The organism is Pseudomonas sp. GCM10022186 (assembly GCF_042656385.1).
GTDB lineage: Bacteria > Pseudomonadota > Gammaproteobacteria > Pseudomonadales > Pseudomonadaceae > Metapseudomonas.
This window is the reverse complement of record NZ_JBHSOU010000060.1, coordinates 97,969-120,963: the sequence shown is the minus strand read 5'-3', so window position 1 is coordinate 120,963 and position 22,995 is coordinate 97,969. Positions and strand designations below refer to the sequence as shown.

Sequence of the window (22,995 nt, the reverse complement as noted above, 5' to 3'; positions counted from 1 at the left end):
CGATCTCCTCAGTTGAAGCTGCCGTCGAGGCCGTCCAGGCCGGGGGTGGACAGGTGCAGCAGGCTCTTGTGGCCGACGCCGTTGGCGGCCAGCCCCGCCTGCCAGTCGGGAGAGAAGTCGGCATCATCGAGGCGCCAGCCGACCTGGGCGAAGTCGACCTTTGCCGCATCCGGGTGCGGGGCGATGGCGGGTTTCACCACCTGCTCGATGAAGTCGCCGAAGGGCATGTCCGGCGGCAGCGGCAGGGTGAAGGGGGCGCAGAACATCAGGTGGCGTTCCCAGCAGAGGTACACCAGTTGCAGGCCGTTGAAGTTTTCCTGGCGGTCCAGGGATTGCGCCGCATAGGCGCCGATGGCAGTCACGGGCATGACGCTGTCCTTCTTGTAATGGGGTTGAAGGCGGGCGCGCTGCGCCCGCCGCAGGATTCAGCCGGCCTTGGCGATGTCGGCGGGCTTGTCGCCCTGCCACTGGCGCCAGCGCTGGTGCTCGGGCGAGTCCTGGTAGTCGAAGTTGTCCTGGCCGAAAGCGATGTTGTAGTAGTCGCGCACCACGCTCTCGACGTCGCCGCCGCCGCAGTTGCCCTGGAGGATCTGGTGCACCGGCAGCCAGGCCTGGACGTACTTCTCCGGCTCGAACTGGAAGATGTCGCAGCAGCCGTCGGAGCAGAAATGGAAGCGCTCGCCGCCGTGCAGCACGCTGCGGTGGCTCAGGGTGGTGTCGGCGTCCGGCTCGGTGAAGGACAGCGGGATCTGGCAGACCTGGCAGAGCATCGGCAGCGCGTTGTTGTAGAAGCGCTCGCCGCGGGCCTGCATCTCGCGCCAGTGCTCGTAGCGCGGGCGGTAGATGCGGTCGAAGGTGTCCGGGTACTTGGCGGAGAGCCAGTCCAGTTCCTCGTCCGTGGGGATCCAGGTATGGAAGTTGGTGGCCTGGCTGTACTGGTAGAAGATCGACCAGGCCTGGTGGCTGATGTGCTGCTTGCCGATGGTGGTCTGCTCGACGTACTTGGGCGGGCGGATGCCGTAGCGCTCCAGGTCCTTGAACAGCGCGCCGCCGGCCTGCTCGTAGTACACCTCCCAGGCCTCGGCCCAGGACATGACCTTATTCGGCAGCATGTAGTCCATCATCATTCCCACCAGGGTCAGCAGGCGGTAGCCACGCCAGAACCACTTGTCGATCCAGCGCTGGATGATCGGCACGTTGTCCTCGTGCTGCTCCAGCAGGAACTTGATCACTTCCAGGCCGAGGGTCATGTGCCGCGCCTCGTCGGACTGCGCCGAGAAGCCGAAGGTGACGGTGGCCATGTCGCCGTTGTAGGCGGCGCCGGACATGAAGGGCACGAACAGCAGGTTGGTCAGCACGTACTCGAAGCTGAACGAGATCGCCGTGAGGAACTCGAAGGGGCCGGCGGTGCGGGCGTCCTCGAAGAAGGACTTGGGCACCGAGAGGAACCACACCCGGTCATGCATGTGGGCGAAGTCATGCAGGCCGTTGAAGTGCTTGTTGTAGTGGCTCATGGCGTGGACCTGGGTCTGCACGTGGCGCAGCTCGTCGATCGCCTGCATCTGGCAGGCGACCCGCGCCCCGGCGCCGCCGAAGTGCCGGCCGACGCGGGCAAACCCTTGGTAGGCCTGGTACTCCAGCGGGGTCACGCCGCAGAGGAACAGCTTCAGCGCGTTGACGTAGCGCGCGTCGGACAGGTTGGTATGGCCATTGTTCTGGGCGAAGGCGTCGAAGATGGCATAGAGCTTCTTCTCCTTCTCGGCCTGGTACTTCCAGTAGGCGTCCATGGTCAGGCGGAAGGGGTCCTCCCACTTGTCCCAGTCGGTGATCCTGATGCCCTCGAAACGCTCAAAGGGATAGATGTCGTCCTTGCTCTGGTAGCTCGGCTCCCAGGCCAGGTCGCGGGTCAGGCAGCGGTATTTGTCTTTCTGGTTCAGGCGTTTGGCGGCCATGGCGGCTCTCCCGATTCTTGTCGTTATGGGCGGGTTCAGTTCCAGTGCAGGGCGAAGCGGTCTTCGTCCTCCTCGACGTTGCCGCCGAGGGTGATGACGTCGATCAGCATTTCCTGCACGTCCCATTCACGGCCGAGCCTTTCCTCCACCGTGGCACGGTTGATTTCCAGCCGGCCTTCGGCCTGGACGCGGATCATGGCCGGCTGGTGCTGGATCTCGGCGTGGGGGTTGTCCTGGGCGATGGCCTCGACTATGTAGCGGGCGTTGTCGTTGTCCTGGAAGGCGATGTAGACGAGGGAGGTCATTGCGCGGCTCCTGCAAGGCCGAGTTTCTTCAGGCGGGCGGCGAACTCGCCGGCCAGGGTGTCGAGGGCATCGCTGCCCGGGCCGATCTGCGCCAGCGGCGCCAATGCCTCCAGGGCACGGGCCTGCCAGTGGGCGACCCAGCCTTCCACGAGCTGGCGGTTGTCGAAGCTCTCGGTCACCACGGTCTTGACCATGGCATCGACCCAACGCTGGGTCTCGGCGAACCACAGGCGCATGAATTCGGTGAGCATCCCCACCTGGCCGGCGCCCCGGGCGCAGAGTTGCTCGTCGAACTTGTGGAACATCAGCGGGTAGAGCAGGCCGTCGCTGACCAGGTTCTGCGCCAGGGTCAGCTCGAACCAGTCGCGCACCACCAGGGTGTCTTCCACGTAGCGGCGCAGGCCCTGCCAGGCCGGCTCTTCCAGCCACTGGCGCTTGGCCTCAAGCAGCAGGTCGGTGCCGCCGTCGTCGAGCATCAGGCCGATGCGCGACAGGTACTGGGCGATGCCGAGGCGGTCCATGGCCTGGAACATGTGCAGCTGGGTCAGGCTGGTAGCGACGCCGTCGGCGGCGATGCCGCTGTTGTTCATGTTGGCGCCCAGCTCCGCGTGGCGCAGGGGCAGCAGCAGGCGGGCGACCTGCTCGCGGCTGGCGACATCGAGGCCGGCCAGCAGGTTGCGCTTCTCGCAGAAGGCGTAATCGTGCTCGGCGTTCTCCTGCATCCTGGCGCGGGTCTGCACGTAGGCGCCGTAGTAGAACTGGCGCGGGTCGCTGACGGCGTACCAGTCGGCCATGCGCACGGCGGTGCGGGTGGCATCGTTGAGCAGCTTGTCCGGCTGCCACAGCGGGCGGTAGTGGAAGTTGGTGGCCGCCTCGATGTCGAAGCTGGCCTCCTGGTAGCGGCTGGCAGGCTTGTCGCCGAAACGGCGACGGGTGTGGCTGAAGGTCTGGCGGATCGGCTCGGCCGTCGCCGTCTTGATCTCGATACTCATGCAGGGCGTCCTGTACTTGTTGTTGTGAGGGGATCGACGCGCGTGGCCGGGGTCAGTCGACCTGGCCACGGCTTTCGCCGTAGCGCCATTTCTCCATGTCGGCGTCGATGGCGTCGGCCATCTGCGCATCCATGTGCCGGACCCGGTTCTGCTCGCAGAAACTGGCGAAGGCCGCCTGCGGCAGGACCAGTTCGACGAAGAGGTCCGGATAGCCGATGGCGAAGTCGAACTCGACGAAGGCGGCGTCGGGTTCGCTGCGCACCCGGACGTAGCGCGGCAGTTGGTCGAAGGACTGTGGCTGGCTCATGCAAGGCAACTCCATGGGCGGGTTGCAAAGGCTTGAGCAACGGCTGTGCCAGGCCTTGCAAGACGCCCGCAGAAAAGCCTCAACTCATTGTTTCAAATGGACTTTTCATGATCGCGAAGACGTTCCCCGGCGGGTCCGTCGAGCGTCTGGAGCCAGTGCCCTTCAACCATTTGATCAATCGCAGGAACCCCCCTTTGAGCAAATGGCCAATCACCCCTGCCCGGCGCGAGGAACAATTGACTTTTCAGCGGCTTTCAGGCCGCTTAGAAAAAAAGAACGCGGCCACGCCTTGCCTGTTTCGGCCGCCCGGCGAAACCTCCCGACCGCCTGCCTGAGCGGCGGTTCGCCGGCCTCCCCGCACAAGAACGATCTGGGGTGCGACACGATGAAAGTGGATTACAAGGCGTCGGAGCACAGCCCGACCCTGAAGGACCTGACCGACCGGGTCCGCTTCCTCGGCAACGAGGGCAAGATCTGGCTCGACGAGCAGCGCATGCTGTTGCTCCAGTCCGCCGCCATGGGCTCCTTCCGCCGCGAGCTGATCGAGATGCTCGGCATCGAGCGGGCCAAGGGGCTGTTCCTGCGCCTGGGCTACCAGTCCGGACTGAAGGACGCCGAACTCGCGCGCAAGCTGCGCCCCGGTGCCGATGCGGTGGAGATGTTCCTCACCGGCCCGCAGCTGCACTCGCTCAAGGGCATGGTCAAGGTCAATCCGCTGGAGATGAACATCGATATCGAGAACGGCCAGTTCTACGCCGACCTCGAGTGGCAGAACTCCTACGAGGTGGAAAACTGCCAGGCCGAAGGCCTGCAACTGGACCAGCCGGTATGCTGGACCCTGCTCGGCTACGCCATCAGCTATTCGTCCTTCTTCCTCGGCCGTCAGGTGCTCTACAAGGAAGTCAGCTGCCGCGGCTGCGGCGACGCACGCTGCCGCATCATCGGCAAGCCGGTGGAGGACTGGGAGGATGCCGACGAATTCCTCCGTTACTTCCAGAGCGACCCCATCATCGAAGAACTCCAGGCCCTGCAGGTGCAGGTGGCCAACCTGCGCCAGCGCCTGCAGCAGGACGCCGGGCAGTACTACGGCATCGGCAAGGCACCGCTCTACCGCAAGGCCTGCACCCTGATCGACAAGGCCGCGCCGGGCAAGGCCTCGGTGCTGCTGCTGGGGGAAACCGGCGTCGGCAAGGAAGTCATCGCGCGCAGCCTGCACCTGCGCAGCGAGCGCGCCGGCGGCCCCTTCGTGGCGCTGAACTGCGCCGCCATCCCGCCGGACCTGATCGAAGCGGAACTGTTCGGCGTCGAGCGCGGCGCCTACACCGGCGCGCAACAATCACGCATGGGCCGCTTCGAGCGCGCCAACGGCGGCACCCTGTTCCTCGACGAAGTGGTGGAGCTCACCCCTCGCGCCCAGGCCAGCCTGCTGCGCGTGCTGCAGGAAGAGGAACTGGAGCGGGTCGGCGACTCCCAGACCCGCAAGGTGGACGTGCGCGTGATCGCCGCCACCCACGAGGACCTGGCCAAGGCCGTGAAGGACGGCCGCTTCCGCGCCGACCTCTACTACCGGCTGAACGTCTACCCGGTGTTCATCCCCTCCCTGCGCGAGCGCAAGGAAGACATCCCGCTGCTGGTGGAACACTTCCTCTCGCGCCTGCACGCCAGCTACGGCAAGACCACCCTCGGCCTTTCCGACAGGGCCCTGGAGGCCTGCATGCGCTATGACTGGCCGGGCAACATCCGCGAGCTGGAAAACCTCATCGAGCGCGGCGTGATCATCACCGACGCCAACCAGAGCATCAGCGCCGACGCGCTCTTCCCGCACTTGTCCGTTGAAGCGGGCAGCATCGGCCTGTCCAGCGACGGCGCCCTGGTGGAAGCCACGCCCAGCACCGACCCCGACTGGGTGGAGCGCCTGATCGACAGCGGCCTGAGCCTGGACGCCGTGGAGGAAGCGCTGATGCAGCGGGCACTGAAGCGCTCGCAGAACAACGTCTCCGAAGCCGCTCGCCTGCTCGGCATGACCCGCCCCGCCCTCGCCTACCGGCTGAAGAAACTGCCGGCGGAGGATGCCGGCGACCGCACCTGAGGACACGTCCCCATGGCAATCCCCAGCCCATCCACTAGAGTTCCAGCAGCACCCCTCGATCGACCCGCCCAAGGAGGGCTTTCATGCGCCTGACATGTGCCGCTGTCTCCCTGCTCCTGCTCGCCGGCTGCTCGTCCTACCGCTCTGCCCCGGAACACATCACCCAGGTACCCGCCGACCGCCTGCTGGCGTTCCAGGAGCCGGTGGAAGGAGGCGGCCGGATCGTGGTGAACCGCGACATGGGTGGCCTCGGCAGCGGCTGCTACATCGCCGTGCATGTGGACCGGCAGCTGGCGGCGCGCATCGGCATCGGCGAAGAGGCCAGCTTCCAGGTGCCACCGGGGGATCGCATCGTCGGTATCGGCATCGACGAGCAGGACGACACCCTGTGCTCCAAGGGGAGCCTGCGTCGTGAGAAGGCGGCCCAGGTGGAACCGGGCCAGAGCGAGCACTTCCGCATCGTCAGCGACAACCGCGAAGGTTTCGCCCTGCTCGCCGACGACCCGAAGGCCCAGTGACGGCAGGCCGCGAGGCGCGCTGCGCGCATCCGGACGCACAATGAAAGAGGCCGGAAGCGGGACTGCTGAACCCGGTTCCGGCCTGACGCCTCAGCGTGAATCTCTGCTTTCTCAATCTTCCGCTGCTACTGCCTGGAAAGGCTGTGGATTGGGCTTCCCTGCACATTACCGCCCCCGCCCCATACGAGTTGTTGACAGCATACTGCCGCCGCCGAAATACGGTTTCTCCGCCCATCAGCGATTCAGCTCACTGGTCGGCGCGCCATCGGGCGGACTGCCGTTTGGCGCGCCTTTGCCACCGCTCGCCCCCGAAGGTAACCTGCAGGCTTTTGCACGCCGGACCATGAGCCTCCACGACATCATCCTGCTGCTGCTCGCCGGCTTCGCCGCCGGCGGCATGAACGCCCTCGCCGGCGGTGGCACCTTCTTCTCCTTTCCCGCCCTGCTGGCCAGCGGGCTGCCACCGGTGACCGCCAACGCCACCAATGCCGTGGCCCTGTGGCCGGCCAGCCTGGCGGCGAGCTGGGCCGCGCGGGAGCAGCTGCGGCCGCTGGGGCGCTACGTGATTCCGCTGCTAGTGGTGTCGTTGCTGGGTGGCCTTGGCGGCGGCCTGTTGCTGCTGGCCGGCGGCGACGAGATCTTTCGCCGGCTGATTCCCTGGCTGCTGCTGGCCGCCACCCTGCTGTTCGCCGCCAGTCCATGGCTGAGCGAGCTGATCAACCGTCAGCGCGCCGGCGAGTTGCCGCCCCATGGCCTCGGCAGCCATCTTTCCCACAGCCTCGTGGCCATCTACGGCGGCTATTTCGGCGCCGGCATGGGCATCCTGCAACTGGCGGCCTTCTCCATCGAGGGCCACCCACTGCTGCGCGCCAACGCGCTGAAGAACCTGCTCTCCAGCACCATCTACAGCGTCGCGGTGGTCACCTTCGTGGTGGCCGGACGGGTGAGCTGGAGCGAACTGGCGGTGCTGCTCGCCGCCGCCAGCTGCGGCGGCTATGCCGGCGGCGCCCTGGCCCGGCGCCTGCCGACCCGCTGGCTGCGCTGGCTGGTGATTGCGGTGGGTGCGGGGATGACGCTGTACTACTTCGTCACCACCTGAATCCGATCGGTCTTTTGTAGGGGCGAATTCATTCGCCAAGGAACGCGCAGCGTTCCCCAACGCCCCATTTGGCAGCCCTTCGGCCTGCTTGGCGAATGAATTCGCCCCTACAGGTCCCCCGCCCAACCCGCAGCGACCATCCGCCCCCTTCATTTGCCCACAGGGTGCGGCTCTGCTAGTGTCGCGCCCGATTCGATTCCCGCGAGACAGCAGCATGGCCCGCAAGAAAGCCACCCCCGATTTCGAACAGTCCCTCGCCGAACTGCAGACCCTGGTGGAGCGCCTGGAAAGCGGCGAACTGTCGCTCGAGGACTCCCTCAGCGCCTTCGAGCAGGGCATCCGCCTCACCCGCGAATGCCAGGCCGCGCTGAACCAGGCCGAGCAGAAGGTGCAGATCCTGCTGGAGCGCGACGGCCAACTGGAAGAAGCGCCCTTCGACGCGGACGAACAAGCATGATTTCCGACTACCAGACCCGCTGCCAGCAGCGTGTCGACGCCGCCCTCGCCGCGCTGTTCGACGCCCCGCTGGCACCGCTGGAACGTCTCTACCAGGCCATGCGCTACAGCGTGGTGAACGGCGGCAAGCGGGTGCGTCCGCTGCTGGTCTACGCCGCCTGCGAGGCCTTGGGCGGCGACCTGGCCCGGGCCGATGGCGCGGCCTGCGCGGTGGAGTTGATCCACGCCTACTCGCTGGTCCATGACGACCTGCCGGCCATGGACGACGACGACCTGCGCCGTGGCCAGCCCACCACCCATATCGCCTTCGATGAAGCCTGCGCCATCCTCGCCGGCGACGGCCTGCAGGCCCTGGCCTTCGAAGTGCTGGCCGATGGGGAGCGCAACCCCCACGACGCCGAGACCCGCCTGGCGATGATCGCCAGCCTCGGCCACGCCGCCGGCCCCGCCGGCATGGTCGGCGGCCAGGCCATCGACCTCGGCTCGGTGGGCATCAAGCTCGACCAGGCCGCCCTGGAAACCATGCACCGGCACAAGACCGGCGCCCTGATCGAAGCCAGCGTGCGCCTCGGTGCCCTGGCCAGCGGCCACGCCACCCCCGCGGCCCTGGCCGCGCTGCGCATCTACGCCCGCGCCGTCGGCCTGGCCTTCCAGGTGCAGGACGATATCCTCGATGTCGAGAGCGACACGGCCACCCTGGGCAAGACCCAGGGCAAGGACCAGGCCCACGACAAGCCCACCTACCCCGCCCTGCTCGGCCTCGACAACGCCAAGGCCTACGCCCTGGAACTGCGCGACCAGGCCCTGCAGGCCGTCGCCGGCCTCGGCGACACCGCCGAACCGCTGCGCGCCCTGGCCCGCTACATCGTCGAACGACGCAGCTGACCGCCCCGGGCCTGTGCCGATTTCGTCACGGGCCCGGCAGAAATCCCTCAAGCCGCCAACACCTCCGCAGCGCCACCCTTGCCTGGAATTTTCCACAGCAGGGGCAGGCATCCATGAAGAGCATTCGCGTCATCGATTCGCACACCGGCGGCGAACCCACCCGCCTGGTAATCGAGGGTTTCCCGAGCCTTGGCCAGGGAAGCATGGCCGAGCGCCGGCGCCTTCTCGCCGAGCGATTCGACGCCTGGCGCGCCGCCGCCGTGCTCGAGCCGCGCGGCAGCGACGTGCTGGTGGGCGCCCTGCTCTGCGAACCGCAGGACCCACAGGCCTGTGCCGGAGTCATCTTTTTCAACAACACCGGTTATCTCGGCATGTGCGGCCACGGGACCATCGGCCTGGTGGCCTCGCTGGCCCACATGGGGCGCATCCGCCCCGGCGTCCACCGCATCGAAACGCCGGTCGGCACGGTGGAAGCGACGCTGCACGAGGATCGCTCGGTCAGCGTGCGCAACGTGCCGGCCTACCGTTACCGCAAGGACGTCCGCCTGGAGGTGCCGGGCATCGGCCAGGTGGTCGGCGACATCGCCTGGGGCGGCAACTGGTTCTTCCTGATCGCCGATCACGGCCAACGTGTCGCCGGTGACAACCTCGACGCCCTCACCGCCTACACCTGCGCAGTGAAGCAAGCGCTGGAGGACCAGGGCATACGCGGCGAGGACGGCGGCGAAATCGACCATATCGAGCTGTTCGCCGAAGACGCCGATGCCGACAGCCGCAACTTCGTGCTCTGCCCCGGCAAGGCCTACGACCGCTCCCCCTGCGGCACCGGCACCAGCGCCAAGCTGGCCTGCCTGGCGGCCGACGGCAAGCTGGCCGCCGGCGAACCCTGGCGCCAGGCGAGCATCATCGGCAGCCAGTTCGAGGGCCGCTTCGAGTGGCTGGAAGACGGTCGCATCGTGCCGACCATTCGCGGTCGCGCCCATCTGAGTGCGGAAGCCACCCTCCTCCTGGAAGATGACGATCCCTTCGCCTGGGGCATCCGCCTGTGACGGCGGACGTCATCGTCATCGGCGCCGGGATCATCGGCAGCGCCTGCGCCTTTGAGCTGGCCCTGCGCGGCCTGGACGTGCGGGTGCTGGACAGCGGCCAGGGCGGCGCCACCGCTGCCGGGATGGGGCACCTGGTAGCCATGGACGACAGCCCGGCGGAGCTGGCGCTGTGCAACTACTCCCTGGGTATCTGGCGGCAGTGGGCGCATCGGCTGGACTGCGGGTGCGCCTACCGCAACTGCGGCACCCTGTGGCTGGCGGCCAACGAGGCGGAAATGCACGAGGCGGAACGCAAGGCCGCCACCCTCAGCAGGCAGGGCGCCGCCTACAATCCCGGGCGCTTTTCCAGTGCCCGCGCAGCAGGAGCAGAAGGATGATCGAACTCCGCCTGGATGGCCGCACCCTGGTCGTGGCGGCTACCGCCCCTCCAGCCATGTGCTGGCCGCGCTGGGCCGCGATCGCCTGGAGGGGGTACGCCTGCAGCAGGGCCGCAAGGTGCTGGAGATCCCCTGCGACCGCCTTGCCTGCGGCTTCGGCCCGATCCCCAATATCCAGCTCGGCCAGGCCCTGGGCTGCCGCATCGGGGAACAGGCCATCGCCGTGGACGACTGGCAGGCCTTCGCCGACCAACTGGCACGCACCTTCGAACTGAACCCACGGCTACGCCAACTGGCGGAACCGGACACCCTGGTCTGTCGTTGCGAGGACGTGCCGTTCGCCGAACTGGCCGACCGCCGCGACTGGACCGACGCCAAGCTGCACAGCCGCTGCGGCATGGGCGCCTGCCAGGGCCGGGTGTGTGGCGCCGCCGGCCAGTTCCTGTTCGGCTGGGCACCACCCGCGCCACGGCCGCCGCTATCGCCGGCGCGGATCGAGACGCTGCTGTGCCTGGAACGAAGCGAAGATTAAGCGGTGCCGATCAGAGGGGTCTGACAGGGTTATCCCTTGTCCGGAGCATCTGCTATGTCCAGCATTTCTCCCGGTTTGGGAGAGAGCTGCTAGGATGAGGATCATCGCAAAAAGCACCCTGCGTCGATTTTGGGAGCGGCACCCCGCCCACGCGGATGCACAAGGACCACTCGAAAGCTGGCACGATGAGGCCCTTAGAGCCGACTGGCGTTCGCCTCGCGACATCAAGGAGCGATACCGCAGTGCCAGCTTTTGCGGCAACAACCGGGTCGTATTCAACATCGGCGGCAACAAATACCGTCTGGTGGTGGAAATGCAGTACCAAGCCGGAATCGCCTGGGTGAAGTTCATCGGCACCCACGAGCAGTACGACAGGATCGATGTGGAGACCGTCAATGACTATTAAGCCGATCCGTAACGATCAGGACCTGCGGGACGCCTTCAAGCAGCTGGAGGCCATTTTCCAGGCTCCGGCCGGCAGCCCGGAAGCGGACGAGGCCGAGGTGCTGAGCACCCTGATCGAGGTCTACGAGAATCGCCACTATCCGATCATGCCGGCCGATCCCATCGAGGCGATCAAGTTCCGCATGGAGCAGCAGGGCCTGACGCCCAAGGATCTGGAGCCCTTCATCGGCCCCAGCGGACGCGTTTCGGAAGTGCTCAATCGCAAGCGCCCGTTGAGTCTGCGCATGATCAAGCGCTTGCATGACGGCCTGAACATTCCTTACGACAGCCTCCTGGCCGGTGTGGCCTGAGCGACGCCATGCAACTCGAACACCTTCCCACCGCCCGCAACCTGCCCACCCTGCTCGACAGCCTGGAGCAGATCGCCCCGCTGCTGGATGCCATGCCCGATGTGGTGTTCTTCATCAAGGACCCGCAGGCGCGCTATGTCCTGGTGAACCAGACCCTGGCGCGGCGTTGCGGGGTGAAGAGCAAGGACGAGCTGTTGGGACACACGGCCGAAGACGTCTTCCCCACCCGCTTCGGTCCGCACTACACCGAGCAGGACCGCCGGGTGCTGGAAGGCGGCGAGCCGCTCAGCGACCAGTTGGAACTGCACCTCTACCCCGGCCGCCAGCCCGGCTGGTGCCTGACCCACAAACTGGCGCTGCGTGACGAAGAGCAACGGGTGATCGGCATGGCCGGCATCTCCTACGACCTGCAGGCGCCGCAATCCAGCCACCCGGCCTACCAGAAGCTCGCGGCGGTCGATGCCCATATCCGCGAGCACTATGCGCAACCCATCACCCTTGGCGAGCTGACCGCCATTGCCGGGCTCTCGGTGGCGCAGCTGGAGCGGCACTGCAAGCGCATCTTCCAGCTCACCCCCAGGCAGATGATCCACAAGGCGCGACTGGGCGCCGCCTCGCAACTGCTGGCCGGCGACATGCCGATCACCGGGATCGCCCTCTCTTGCGGCTACACCGACCACAGCGCCTTCAGCCGCCAGTTCAAGGCCCTCACCGGCCTGTCCCCCAGCCAGTACCGAGACACCTGCCGCGGCTGACCGCACGAAGCCATTGGCGCTGCGGTATCCAATGTAGGAGCGAGCTCTGCTCGCGAACGGGCGTCCTTCGCGAGCAGAGCTCGCTCCTACGACGTTCTCGCATGACAGCAGTCCGTATCCCGGTGCACACAGCGCACCCTACGGCGGGCCTCTTGTGGGAGCGAATTCATTCGCGAAAGGGCCACGAGGGGAGTCCCGCCCACTATGCCGATTTCGTCATGACCCCGGCGGAAATCCATCAAGCCTCCCCGGGCCCTGCGGCGCGAATCTTGGCCTGTCGAATCCACAGCAGGACCACACCCGAAAACGCTTTCCCCAAGACATTCAATGTCCCGGCGCGCCCCATCGCCAGCCAACTCAAACCAGTCTCGAGGCCGATATGTACAACAAGAAAATCATCGCCCTAGCCTTCACCGCCGCACTCGGCGCCACCCTGGCCCATACCGCCCAGGCCGACAAGCTCGACGACATCATCGAATCCGGCAAGCTGCGTTGCGCAGTGACCCTGGACTTCCCGCCCATGGGATTCCGCGACGAGAAGAACGCCCCGGCAGGCTTCGACGTCGATTACTGCACAGACCTGGCAAAGACCCTTGGCGTGGAAGCCGAGATCGTCGAGACGCCCTTCCCCGACCGCATTCCCGCGCTGGTTTCCGGACGCGCCGACGTCATCGTCGCCTCCACCTCCGACACCCTCGAACGCGCCAAGACCGTCGGCCTGACCATTCCCTACTTCGCCTTCCAGATGGTGGTGCTGACCCGCGACAACGCCGGGGTCAAGGGCTACGACGACCTCAAGGGCCGCTCGGTGGGCGGCCCCGCCGGCACCTACGAAGCCATAGCGCTGGAAAAGGACGTCAAGCAGTGGGGCGACTCCAAGGGCGCCTTCCACGCCTACCAGTCCCTGGCCGATGCCGTGCTCGCCCTGAGCCAGGGGCAGATCGACGCCACCACCGTGACCTCCACCGTCGCCTCCTCGCTGATCAAGTCCGGCAAGTACCAGGGCCTGACCATCGCCGGCACCGCGCCCTACGACATCGATTACGTCTCCCTGGGCGCCAAGCGCAACGAGTACGGCCTGCTCAACTACCTCAACCTGTTCGTCAACCACCAGGTGCGCTCGGGCCGCTACCAGGAACTCTTCACCCAGTGGGTCGGTGGCGACGCTCCGGTGCTGACCGCCGACGGCGTCTACCGCTAAGCGCGAGGAGCCGGCCGGGGGCACCGCCTCCGGCCCGGCTCCAGAGAGGAGTTTCGGATGTTCGATTACACCTTCCACTGGCGATCCGCCTTCCTCGCCCTGCCGGAAATGCTCGGTGGCGCACTGGTGACCCTGGAGATCGCCGTGCTGTCGATGCTGCTCGGCACGGCCATCGCCATCGGCCTCGCCCTTGGCCAGCAGTCCGGCAGCCGCCCGGTCAGGGCGGTGGCCATGGCCTGGGTCTCCATTGCGCGCAATACCCCGGCGCTGTTCCAGGTCTACATCCTCTACTTCGGCCTGGGCGCCTTCGGCCTGCACATGGGCTCCTGGGCCGCGTTGCTGGCGGGCATCACCTTCAACAACGCCGGCTACCTGGCCGAAACCTTCCGTGGCGGACTCAATGCGGTGCCCCACACGCAAATGCGTGCTGCCCGGTCCCTGGGCATGGGCGCCTTCCAGGCCTATCGCCTGGTGGTGATCCCGCAGCTCCTGCGGGTGGTGTTCTACCCGCTGACCAACCAGATGGTCTGGGCGCTGCTGATGACCTCACTCGGCGTGGTGGTGGGCATGACCAGCGACCTCACCGGGGTGACCCAGGCGCTGAACGTGAAGACCTTCCGCACCTTCGAGTACTTCGCCCTGGCCGCCGTCCTCTACTTCGCCCTCGCCAAGCTGATCGTCCTCGGGGCGCGGCTGATGGCCTGGCGCCTGTTCCGCTATTGAGGAGCCCGGCATGTATAGCTCGAGCTTTACCTGGAACGACATGCAGTTCCTCCTCCAGGGCGCCTGGACGACCCTCACGCTGACCGCCTGGGCCATGCTCATCGGCACGCTGCTGGGCATCCTCTGCGGCCTGGTTCGCGCCCTCTTGCCGCGCGCCAGCCTGCCGCTGGCCTGGGTGCTGGATGTTTTCCGCAGTGTGCCGCTGCTGATCCAGTTCGTCCTGCTCAATGCCTTCAAGACCATCATCGAGCTGGACTGGTCCGCCTTCACCGTGGCCTGCGTGGTGCTCGGCACCTACGCCACCGCCTACTGCGCGGAGATCGTCCGCGGCGGCGTCCTGGCGGTGCCGCAGTCGACCCGCCGCGCCGCCCGCTCGCTGGGCATGAGCCATACCCAGGACCTGCTTCACATCGTCCTGCCCATGGCCACCCGCGTCGCCTTCCCCGGCTGGATCAACCTGACCCTGGCGGTGATGAAGGACACCTCGCTGGTGCTCTGGATCGGCATCGTCGAGTTGCTGCGCGCCTCGCAAACCATAGTCACCCGGCTGCAGGAGCCGCTGTTCGTGCTCGGCATCGCCGGCCTCATCTACTTCGTCATGAGCCTGGTGATCGCCCGCCTGGGCACCCAGCTGGAAAAAAGGTGGCAGGAAAATGATTGAGATCGACAACGTGCACAAATCCTTCGGCGCGCTCGACGTGGTCAAGGGCGTCAGTCTGACCGTGAACAAGGGCGAGGTGGTTTCGATCATCGGCGGATCGGGTTCCGGCAAGTCCACCCTGCTGATGTGCATCAACGGCCTGGAGCCGATCCAGGGCGGACAGATCCGCGTGGACGGCACGGAGGTCCACGCCAAGGGCACCGACCTGAACAAGCTACGGCAGAAGATCGGCATCGTCTTCCAGCAGTGGAACGCCTTCCCCCACCTGACCGTGCTGGAGAACGTGACGCTGGCCCCACGCAAGGTGCTCGGGAAAAGCCGCGAGGAGGCCGAGGAAGTCGCCGTGCGCCAGCTCACTCACGTCGGCCTCGGCGACAAGCTCAAGGTCTTCCCCAACAAGCTCTCCGGCGGCCAGCAGCAACGCATGGCGATTGCCCGCGCGCTGGCCATGTCGCCGGACTACATGCTGTTCGACGAGGCCACCTCCGCGCTGGACCCGCAGTTGGTCGGCGAGGTGCTGGACACCATGCGCATGCTCGCCAGCGAGGGCATGACCATGGTGCTGGTCACCCACGAGATCCGCTTCGCCCGCGATGTGTCGGACCGCGTGGCCTTCTTCCGCAATGGGCGAATCCATGAAATCGGCCCGCCGGAGCAGGTGATCGGCGCGCCACAGCTTCCTGAAACCGCTGACTTCCTGAAATCAGTGAATTGACATGCGCAGTTCGAAAATCATCCATGTAGTCAGCTGCCACGCCGAAGGCGAGGTGGGCGATGTGATAGTCGGCGGCGTCGCAGCGCCTCCCGGCGCCACCCTGTGGGAGCAGTCGCGCTGGATCGCCCGCGATGAAACCCTGCGCAACTTCGTCCTCAACGAACCGCGCGGCGGCGTGTTCCGCCACGTCAACCTGCTGGTGCCGGCCAAGGACCTGCGGGCGCAGATGGCCTGGATCATCATGGAGCCGGCCGACACCCCGCCCATGTCCGGCTCCAACTCCCTGTGCGTGTCCACCGTGCTGCTGGACAGCGGCATCCTGCCGATGACCGAGCCGCAGACCCACCTGGTGCTGGAGGCTCCGGGCGGGCTGATCGAAGTCACCGCCGACTGCCGCGATGGCAAGGCCGAACGGGTGACGGTGCGCAACGTGCCCTCCTTCGCCGACCGCCTGGATGCCTGGATCGAAGTGGAAGGCCTAGGCTCGCTGCAGGTGGATACCGCCTATGGCGGCGACAGTTTCGTCATCGCCGATGCCAGGAAACTGGGCTTCGCCCTGACCGCCGATGAAGCCGCCGAACTGGTGGCCACCGGCCTGAAGATCACCCACGCAGCGAACGAGCAGTTGGGCTTCGTCCACCCGCTCAACCCGGATTGGGACCACATCTCCTTCTGCCAGATCGCCGCGCCCGTCGAGCGCGAACAGGGCGTTGCCGGCGCGGCCAACGCCGTGGTGATCCGCCCGGGCAAGATCGACCGCTCGCCCTGCGGCACCGGTTGCTCGGCGCGCATGGCGGTGCTCCACGCCAAGGGGCAGCTGGAACCGGGCGAAGCCTTTATCGGCCGCTCCATCATCGGCTCGCGATTCCACTGCCGGATCGAAGCCGTGACCGAGGTCGCCCGGCGCCCGGCGATCATCCCCAGCATCAGCGGGCGCGCCTGGATCACCGGCACTCACCAGCACCTGCTCGACCCCGGCGATCCCTGGCCAGGCGGCTATCGGCTCTCCGATACCTGGCCACGGGATGCGGAAGGTCACGAGTTGAAGTAGCGCAGCCAGCCAACCGAACCACTGCCGATCCACCACGACGCCCGCCCTGGCGATCGCGAACGGTTCCGGCTTGCCCGCGATTGCCGCGACGAGCCGGAACCACCCCATCGAAATGGAGTTACCCATGAGCAAGAGCGTCAACTGGAGCGGTGTACTCCCCGCCGTCACCAGCCAATTCAACAGCGATTTCTCGGTGAACCTGGAAGCGACCCACAAGGTCATCTCCAACCTGGTGCGCGACGGCGTGTCCGGCCTGGTGGTGTGCGGCAGCGTCGGCGAGAACACCTCGCTGACCATCGAGGAGAAGATGGCCGTCACCGAAGTCGCCAAGGATGCCTCCGGCGGCCGCGTGCCGGTGATCTGCGGGATCGCCGAGTTCACCAGCGCCGGCGCCGCCAAGGTGGCCAAAGCGGTGGAGCGGGTCGGCGTCGACGGCATCATGGCCAAGGCCCTGGCCAACCGTCCGGCGCTGCCAGATGTAGGGCTGTAAGGACTGACTTCCCTCACCCTGGGCCTGGCCATCCAGTCCATGACCTATGCGCCCTACTCGGCGCTGATGGCGGAGATGTTCCCCACCCCATGTGCGCTACAGCGCGCTCTCGCTCTACTACCAGGTGGCGCCGATCTTCGCCGGCTCCCTGGCGCCGCTGATCGCCGCCAGCCTGCTCAAGCGGTACCAGTCCTCCACGCCCATCGCCTGGTACCTGGTGGCCGCCTCCGCGCTTTCGGTGCTCGCCGTCGGCCTCGCCCGGGAACCCCGTGGCAAGTCGCTGCACGCCGTGGACGCCGAAGCGGCTGCCTGGTGGATGGCATAACCACGCGGGAAGCCCTGGGCTAGGGGTGTCGGCAGCCCCGGGGAATCCCGATTCGCCCCGGCCCTGCCGGGGCTTTTTTTGCAATGGCGGCGACGGTGTCCAATGCCATGCACCGTGCAGGCATGCCTGGCATTTCGCAGCGCCATCGATCCAGGGAAACCGTCAGGCGACCAAAAGAACGCGCGGAGCCCGGCATGAAGCGACGGCCTGGTCTAGCGTTACTGCTCCTCACCCAGGAGAACAGCGACATGAGCGCAAGCAAGTGGCTATGTGGTGGAGCCTTGGCAGCCGCGATGATGATGGCGGGCTGCACCTCGCAGACGGCCAGTACGGAGCAGTACTCGGGCTTCCTGTCCAGTTATGCCGATCTGCAGGAAGTCAAGACAAGCACCGGCAAAACCGTGTTGCGCTGGACCGCGCCGAATTTCAATCCGAAGAACTACTCCGGCCTGCTCTATCAACCGGTCAAGTTCTACCCGCAGCCCAAGCCGACCGAGCAGATCAGCAACCAGACGCTGACAGAGCTCCTGCAATACACCAATGAACAGTTGAGCCAGGCCATGGCGAGCCGGCTGCCACTGACGACCAGTGCGGGGCCCGGCACGCTGATTTTCCGCGGCGCAATCACCGGCGTGGACACCGCCACCGAAGGGCTCAAACCCTATGAGGTCATTCCGATCGCGCTGGTGGTGGCAGGGACCATGACCGCCACCGGGCACCGCGACCAGGACACCGAGCTCTACCTCGAGGGTGAGTTCATCGATGGCGCCACCAATCAACCGGTCGCCCGCGTAGTTCGCAAAGGCTTCGGCAAGTCGCTCGACAATGACCAGCAGCACGTCACCCTCGATGACCTGAAATCCATCGTCAACGACATGGCACAGGACATTCGCCTGTACCCCTGAGCCTGCCGGCGTCAGGGCAGCAGTGGTGCGTGCTGCCCTGACGCCTGCGGACGGATCAGGTCAGGTTCACAACAGTGCCTGGATTTCCTCGTACAACACCCTTGGCATCCTCACCCCTCCACCGCGCTGCGCGCCCGCGCATCAAAGCGACGTTGCGACGGCAGGCGCGCGCCCTGCCCGACTATGCCGTCGAACACCGCTTCGGCCCTTTGCAGGTGCTGTGCGGCATCGCTGCCGAGGATGCGCTGCGGATCGATGGCGATGATCAGCTCGCCGCCGATGACGAATTCGGCAAAACCCCGTTTCAGGCAGCCGTGCCGGCCAGCGCTTCGGGTTTCGCCTTGCGCTGCATCGCCAGCAGCCCCAGCCGCACCAGCAGCCAGGGCATCGCCAGCGCCACGAACAGCCCCATGACCAGCCCGCGCAGGCCCTGCCAGAGTTGCGGGTCCAGCGGCCAGGCGGCGCCGGCCAGCTTCAGCGACTTCTGCAACAGGATGAAAGCCACGGCGCCGATGGCCGCCGCCAGCAGGCGGCGCCAGGTGGCGACCTCGGCGGAGAACGGCAACTGCCGGAAGCCGAACAGCACCCCGGCCATCAGCCCCGCCAGCAGCGGCACATAGCTCGGCGCCGTCCCCGGCCAGGTCAGCCAGGCAAGCAGGAACACCAGCAGGAGCAGCCCCTGGTGCCAGGCGCCGTGGGCGCCGGCCCACCAGTGCCAGTGGCGCACCTGGGAAAACGCCAGCAGGGTGGCGATGCCCAGCAGCGAGCCGCCCAGCACGTCTTCCACATCGTGGGCGCCGAGGTACAGGCGGCTGAAGATGATCCCGGTCACCACCACGCCACTGACCACCCAGGCCCAGACGCGGCGCAGCTCGAAGGCCAGCCAGAACCAGATGACCACGGCGATCTGCGCATGGCCGCTGGGCAGACCGAAGCTGTCGCCCACTTCATGGTCCATGCGCAGGACGGCGTCCGGGCGCGGGTCCTGCCAGTAGTCCTTGAGCCAGGCATTGAGCAGCGCGGTGACGGCCACCAGCACCAGCAGGCGCAGGAATACGCCGCGGTTCCAGGCCCAGTAGCCGAGCGGCAGGAAGAACAGGATGAACTTCTCGTAGCCCAGCAGGGTGAAGAAGCGCATCAGCGGGGTCAGTCCCTCGCTGCGCAGGGGCAGCACCCAGTCCAGGCTGTGCAGCAGTTCATTCATGGCAGGTCCTTGTGATGGCAGAGGCGCCACAGATACTGCAGCGCGAACGGGGCGACAAGGGCCGATTCGGACATTCCGTGTCACCGGATCATCAACCGCCCTGAGTGATGGGTATTCGTCACGGCACAGTTGGCTGCGGTGGCCAGCTTGCACTGCCTAAGATCAGGGCATCCCACGCCAAGGACCCTCGTCGTGAACAGAGCCATCCAGACCCTGCTGATCGCCAACCGTGGCGAGATCGCCATTCGCATCGCCCGCGCCGCCGCCGAGCTGGGCATGGTGAGCGTCGCGGTGTACGCCGAGGACGACGGCGATTCCCTGCACCTGCGCAAGGCCGACCGCGCAGTGCCGCTGAAAGGCCGTGGCGCGGCGGCCTACCTGGACGCCGTGCAACTGGTGGAAATCGCTCGCCAGCATGGCTGCGATGCGGTGCACCCCGGCTACGGCTTCCTCAGCGAGAACGCCGACTTCGCGCGCCAATGCGAGGCGGCCGGCCTTCGCTTCATCGGCCCTTCCGCCGAGGCCCTGGAGCTGTTCGGCGACAAGGCCCGCGCCCGCGAGCTGGCGGCCCGCTGCGGCCTGCCCCTGGCCACCGGCAGCAATAGCGCCACGAGCCTGGACGAAGCCCGCACCCTGCTGGAGGGCGGCCCGATCATGCTCAAGGCCCTGGCCGGCGGCGGCGGCCGCGGCATGCGCGCGGTGCGCGAGGCTGCCGAGCTGGAGCAGGCCTTCGCGCGCTGCCAGTCCGAGGCCCGCGCGGCATTCGGCAATGGCGACCTCTACGTGGAACGATTGATCGACAACGCCCGGCACATCGAAGTGCAGGTGCTGGGCGACGGCGAAGCCGTGACCCACCTCTGGGAGCGGGACTGCAGCCTGCAGCGCCGCCACCAGAAGGTGATCGAGATCGCCCCGGCACCCGAGCTGGACGCCGGCCTGCGCCGGCGCATCCTCGACGCCGCGCTGACCCTGGCTGCCGCGGTCGGCTACCGCGGCATCGGTACCTTCGAGTTCCTGGTGGATACCGCGCGCGGTGACTTCGTGTTCATCGAGGCCAACCCACGCATCCAGGTGGAGCACTGCATCACCGAGGCGGTGACCGGTATCGACCTGGTGCAAGCACAGCTGCGCCTGGCCACGGGTGCCAGCCTGGCCGATCTGGGCCTGCTGGAGCCCATCGCCCCGCGCGGTTTCGCCGTGCAGTTGCGGGTCAACCTGGAAAGCATGCAGGCAGACGGCAGCGCCCGCCCGGCCGGCGGCCTGATCAGCGCCTACGAGCCACCCAGCGGACCGGGCATCCGTGTCGACGGCCATGGCTATGCCGGTTATGCCACCAGCCCCAGCTACGACTCGCTGCTGGCCAAGCTGATCGTCCAGGGCGACGACCTGCCCGCCGCCCTGCGCCGCGCCTACCGCGCCCTCTGCGAATTCCGCCTGGAAGGGGTGGCGAGCAATATCCATTTCCTGCAGAACCTGCTGCGCCGCCGGGAACTGGCGCAAGGCGTGGACACCCGCTTCATCGAACGGGAGATCGGCGAACTGCTGGCGGCGCAGCAGGCCGCCCATCCGCATCTGTTCGTCAGTGGCGCGAGCGGCGCCGGCACGGAGCGAACCGGCCAGGTGGATGCGCCGGCCGGTTGCATACCGCTGAACGCCCCCAGCCAGGGCGTGCTGGTAAGCCTCGACGTGCAGGTGGGCGATACCGTCGCCACCGGCCAGCCGGTGGCGGTGCTGGAAGCGATGAAGATGGAATTCGTGGTCAAGGCCAGCCACAGCGGCATGGTCCGCGCCCTGGTGGCGGCCCCCGGCGGCAGCCTGTTCGAAGGCGCGCCGCTGCTGTTCCTGGAGCCCGTCGAGGTGGCTGGCGAGGCCGTGCAGAGCGAGGAAAGCCTCGATCTCGCGCATATCCGCCTTGATCTCGCCGAAGTACTGGAGCGCCATGCCATCACCACGGATGAGCGGCGCCCGCAGGCCGTGGCCAGGCGGCGCGGGAGCGGCCAGCGCACCACCCGCGAGAATCTCGATGACCTGCTGGATGCGGGCAGCTTCATCGAATATGGCGCCCTGGCCCTGGCCGCCCAGCGCCGGCGCCGTTCCCTGGAGGAGCTGATCGAGCAGAGCCCGGCCGACGGGCTGGTGGCCGGCATCGGCACGGTGAACGCGGCGGGATTCGGCAGCGCGGCCGCCCGCTGCATGGCTATCGCCTACGACTACACCGTGTTCGCCGGAACACAGGGGGTGATGAACCACAAGAAGACCGATCGCATGCTCGGCCTGGCCGAGCAGTGGCGCCTGCCCCTGGTGCTGTTCGCCGAGGGCGGTGGCGGCCGGCCGGGGGATTCGGATTTCGTCGGCGTGGCCGGGCTGGACTGCCACACCTTCGTCGGCATGGCCCGGCTGTCCGGCCTGGTGCCGCTGGTGGGGGTGGTGTCCGGCCGCTGCTTCGCCGGCAATGCCGCATTGCTCGGCTGCTGCGATGTGATCATCGCCACCCGCAACGCCAGCATCGGCATGGCCGGCCCGGCGATGATCGAAGGCGGCGGCCTGGGCCGTTTCGCCCCGGAGGACGTGGGCCCCACCAGCGTCCAGGCGCCCAATGGGGTGATCGATGTGCTGGTGGAGGACGAGGCCGAGGCGGTGCGGGTGGCGCGGCAGTACCTGTCCTACTTCCAGGGCGACCTGGCAGGCTGGCAGTGCGCCGACCAGCGCCTGCTGCGCCACGCCATTCCGGAGAACCGCCTGCGGGTCTACGACATCCGCGCGCTGATCGAAAACCTCGCCGACCGGGACTCGGTGCTGGAACTGCGCCGCCAGTTCGCCCCGGGGCTGGTCACCGCCTTCATCCGCATCGAGGGCAAGGCCTTCGGCCTGATCGCCAACAATCCCATGCACCTGGGCGGCGCCATCGACGCCCGGGCCGGCGACAAGGCGGCGCGCTTCATGCAGCTGTGCGATGCCTTCGATATTCCCATGGTCTCGCTCTGCGATACCCCCGGCTTCATGGTCGGCCCGGAATCGGAGAAACAGGCCACGGTGCGCCACGTTTCGCGGATGTTCGTCGCCGCCGCCGGGCTCTCGGTGCCCTTCTTTACCGTCGTGCTGCGCAAGGGTTACGGCCTGGGCGCCCAGGCCATGGCGGCGGGCAGCTTCCATTCGCCGCTGTTCACCGTCGCCTGGCCCAGCGGCGAATTCGGCGCCATGGGCCTGGAGGGCGCGGTGCGCCTGGGTTATGCCAAGGAGCTGGCGGCCGTGGAAGATCCCGCCGAGCGCGAGAAGCTGTTCGAGAAGATGGTCGCCAAGGCCTACCAGAACGGCAAGGCGATCAACATGGCCAGTTTCCTGGAGATCGACGCGGTGATCGACCCGATGGACACGCGATCCTGGTTGCTGCGCGGGCTGAACGCCGCGCCAGGGCCAGGAAAACGGGAAGGGAAGAAAAGAGGCTTCGTGGATACCTGGTAGGCCCTCACTCCGGCCCCGCCCTGAAGGGGAGAGGGGTGACTCACGCCTGAAGCTTTCGCGGCTCGGAGTATGCCTGGACTGATTGATCAAGGCCTGCACAGCCATACTCCCCTCTCCCTTCAGGGAGAGGGGTTGGGGGAGAGGGGAGTATGCCAGGCATCTATTCGCCGCCAAGTATGTAGGAAGC

22 protein-coding genes and 5 pseudogenes are annotated in these 22,995 nt (G+C 67.0%); 20 read left to right on the top strand and 7 right to left on the bottom strand.

What is annotated here, in order from left to right; translation table 11 throughout:
* Positions 1 to 8 precede the first annotated feature (8 nt).
* From ACFPU0_RS19565 to ACFPU0_RS19545, 5 genes are read right to left on the bottom strand one after another with little or no spacing between them, the layout of a single operon-like run.
* On the bottom strand, positions 9 to 368 hold the full coding sequence (locus ACFPU0_RS19565; protein WP_377694925.1) for a phenol hydroxylase subunit P4: 360 nt from the start codon (positions 366 to 368) through the stop codon (positions 9 to 11).
* Between the two features lie 57 nt (positions 369 to 425).
* Entirely contained in the window at positions 426 to 1,952 is a 1,527-nt protein-coding gene (locus tag ACFPU0_RS19560; RefSeq protein ID WP_377694924.1) for an aromatic/alkene/methane monooxygenase hydroxylase/oxygenase subunit alpha, read from the bottom strand.
* A 35-nt stretch (positions 1,953 to 1,987) separates the two neighbouring features.
* Complete coding sequence (locus tag ACFPU0_RS19555) at positions 1,988 to 2,257, bottom strand: MmoB/DmpM family protein (protein WP_377694923.1); 270 nt, start codon at positions 2,255 to 2,257, stop codon at positions 1,988 to 1,990.
* On the bottom strand, positions 2,254 to 3,249 hold the full coding sequence (locus ACFPU0_RS19550; RefSeq protein ID WP_377694922.1) for an aromatic/alkene monooxygenase hydroxylase subunit beta: 996 nt from the start codon (positions 3,247 to 3,249) through the stop codon (positions 2,254 to 2,256). The genes ACFPU0_RS19555 and ACFPU0_RS19550 overlap by 4 nt, the downstream gene beginning before the upstream one ends.
* 52 nt (positions 3,250 to 3,301) lie before the next feature.
* A complete protein-coding gene (locus tag ACFPU0_RS19545) occupies positions 3,302 to 3,556 on the bottom strand; it encodes a phenol hydroxylase subunit (RefSeq protein WP_377694921.1) in 255 nt (84 codons plus the stop codon).
* 385 nt (positions 3,557 to 3,941) lie between these two features.
* On the opposite strand from ACFPU0_RS19545, the gene ACFPU0_RS19540 reads away from it, so the two are divergent.
* The 19 genes and pseudogenes from ACFPU0_RS19540 (at position 3,942) to ACFPU0_RS19450 (ending at position 18,142) form a co-directional block, all read left to right on the top strand.
* Complete coding sequence (locus ACFPU0_RS19540; protein ID WP_377694920.1) at positions 3,942 to 5,645, top strand: sigma 54-interacting transcriptional regulator; 1,704 nt, start codon at positions 3,942 to 3,944, stop codon at positions 5,643 to 5,645.
* A gap of 83 nt (positions 5,646 to 5,728) precedes the next feature.
* On the top strand, positions 5,729 to 6,163 hold the full coding sequence (locus ACFPU0_RS19535; protein WP_377694919.1) for a 3-isopropylmalate dehydratase: 435 nt from the start codon (positions 5,729 to 5,731) through the stop codon (positions 6,161 to 6,163).
* A 343-nt stretch (positions 6,164 to 6,506) separates the two neighbouring features.
* Complete coding sequence (locus ACFPU0_RS19530) at positions 6,507 to 7,262, top strand: sulfite exporter TauE/SafE family protein (RefSeq protein ID WP_377694918.1); 756 nt, start codon at positions 6,507 to 6,509, stop codon at positions 7,260 to 7,262.
* A 214-nt stretch (positions 7,263 to 7,476) separates the two neighbouring features.
* Positions 7,477 to 7,719 carry an exodeoxyribonuclease VII small subunit gene (locus ACFPU0_RS19525; protein WP_377694917.1) on the top strand — a complete coding sequence of 81 codons (243 nt, stop codon included), beginning with the start codon at positions 7,477 to 7,479 and terminating at the stop codon, positions 7,717 to 7,719.
* On the top strand, positions 7,716 to 8,603 hold the full coding sequence (gene ispA / locus ACFPU0_RS19520; protein WP_377694916.1) for a (2E,6E)-farnesyl diphosphate synthase: 888 nt from the start codon (positions 7,716 to 7,718) through the stop codon (positions 8,601 to 8,603). The genes ACFPU0_RS19525 and ispA overlap by 4 nt, the downstream gene beginning before the upstream one ends.
* Before the next feature lie 113 nt (positions 8,604 to 8,716).
* On the top strand, positions 8,717 to 9,652 hold the full coding sequence (locus ACFPU0_RS19515; RefSeq protein ID WP_377694915.1) for a 4-hydroxyproline epimerase: 936 nt from the start codon (positions 8,717 to 8,719) through the stop codon (positions 9,650 to 9,652).
* A pseudogene (locus ACFPU0_RS19510) lies at positions 9,649 to 9,978 on the top strand (NAD(P)/FAD-dependent oxidoreductase); the annotation flags it as partial. The gene ACFPU0_RS19515 and the pseudogene ACFPU0_RS19510, both read left to right, overlap by 4 nt.
* A pseudogene (locus ACFPU0_RS19505) lies at positions 9,878 to 10,561 on the top strand (hypothetical protein); the annotation flags it as partial. The pseudogenes ACFPU0_RS19510 and ACFPU0_RS19505, both read left to right, overlap by 101 nt.
* 94 nt (positions 10,562 to 10,655) lie before the next feature.
* Entirely contained in the window at positions 10,656 to 10,967 is a 312-nt protein-coding gene (locus ACFPU0_RS19500) for a type II toxin-antitoxin system HigB family toxin (protein WP_377694914.1), read from the top strand.
* Positions 10,957 to 11,316, top strand: a complete 360-nt coding sequence (locus ACFPU0_RS19495) for a helix-turn-helix domain-containing protein (protein ID WP_377694913.1) — start codon at positions 10,957 to 10,959, stop codon at positions 11,314 to 11,316. The genes ACFPU0_RS19500 and ACFPU0_RS19495 overlap by 11 nt, the downstream gene beginning before the upstream one ends.
* Positions 11,317 to 11,324: 8 nt before the next feature.
* Positions 11,325 to 12,071 (top strand): AraC family transcriptional regulator, encoded by a 747-nt coding sequence (locus tag ACFPU0_RS19490; RefSeq protein WP_377694912.1) that lies wholly within the window; start codon positions 11,325 to 11,327, stop codon positions 12,069 to 12,071.
* A 379-nt stretch (positions 12,072 to 12,450) separates the two neighbouring features.
* Entirely contained in the window at positions 12,451 to 13,272 is an 822-nt protein-coding gene (locus tag ACFPU0_RS19485; protein WP_377694911.1) for a transporter substrate-binding domain-containing protein, read from the top strand.
* Positions 13,273 to 13,329: 57 nt separating this feature from the next.
* Positions 13,330 to 13,995, top strand: a complete 666-nt coding sequence (locus ACFPU0_RS19480) for an amino acid ABC transporter permease (RefSeq protein WP_377694909.1) — start codon at positions 13,330 to 13,332, stop codon at positions 13,993 to 13,995.
* 10 nt (positions 13,996 to 14,005) lie between these two features.
* Positions 14,006 to 14,656, top strand: coding sequence for an amino acid ABC transporter permease (locus ACFPU0_RS19475; protein WP_377694908.1), 651 nt, complete (start codon positions 14,006 to 14,008; stop codon positions 14,654 to 14,656).
* On the top strand, positions 14,649 to 15,371 hold the full coding sequence (locus tag ACFPU0_RS19470) for an amino acid ABC transporter ATP-binding protein (RefSeq protein ID WP_377694906.1): 723 nt from the start codon (positions 14,649 to 14,651) through the stop codon (positions 15,369 to 15,371). Before ACFPU0_RS19475 ends, ACFPU0_RS19470 begins: the two co-directional genes overlap by 8 nt.
* 1 nt (position 15,372) lies before the next feature.
* Positions 15,373 to 16,422 (top strand): trans-3-hydroxy-L-proline dehydratase, encoded by a 1,050-nt coding sequence (locus ACFPU0_RS19465; protein ID WP_377694905.1) that lies wholly within the window; start codon positions 15,373 to 15,375, stop codon positions 16,420 to 16,422.
* Positions 16,423 to 16,546: 124 nt separating this feature from the next.
* Positions 16,547 to 16,864 (top strand): annotated as a pseudogene (locus ACFPU0_RS19460) (dihydrodipicolinate synthase family protein); the annotation flags it as partial.
* A gap of 51 nt (positions 16,865 to 16,915) precedes the next feature.
* Positions 16,916 to 17,237, top strand: a pseudogene (locus ACFPU0_RS19455) (MFS transporter); the annotation flags it as partial.
* Positions 17,238 to 17,485: 248 nt separating this feature from the next.
* Positions 17,486 to 18,142: a DUF3313 domain-containing protein gene (locus ACFPU0_RS19450; RefSeq protein WP_377694903.1), complete on the top strand. Its 657-nt coding sequence runs from the start codon at positions 17,486 to 17,488 to the stop codon at positions 18,140 to 18,142.
* Between the two features lie 66 nt (positions 18,143 to 18,208).
* On the opposite strand, the pseudogene ACFPU0_RS19445 reads toward ACFPU0_RS19450, so the two are convergent.
* Both ACFPU0_RS19445 and ACFPU0_RS19440 read right to left on the bottom strand, forming a co-directional pair.
* Positions 18,209 to 18,417 (bottom strand): annotated as a pseudogene (locus ACFPU0_RS19445) (oxidoreductase); the annotation flags it as partial.
* A gap of 29 nt (positions 18,418 to 18,446) precedes the next feature.
* Positions 18,447 to 19,346 (bottom strand): phosphatase PAP2 family protein, encoded by a 900-nt coding sequence (locus ACFPU0_RS19440; protein WP_377694902.1) that lies wholly within the window; start codon positions 19,344 to 19,346, stop codon positions 18,447 to 18,449.
* A gap of 192 nt (positions 19,347 to 19,538) precedes the next feature.
* Here ACFPU0_RS19440 and ACFPU0_RS19435 point away from each other — a divergent pair, with 192 nt between their 5' ends.
* Positions 19,539 to 22,808, top strand: a complete 3,270-nt coding sequence (locus tag ACFPU0_RS19435) for an acetyl-CoA carboxylase family protein (protein ID WP_377694901.1) — start codon at positions 19,539 to 19,541, stop codon at positions 22,806 to 22,808.
* The last annotated feature ends 187 nt before the right edge of the window (positions 22,809 to 22,995 follow it).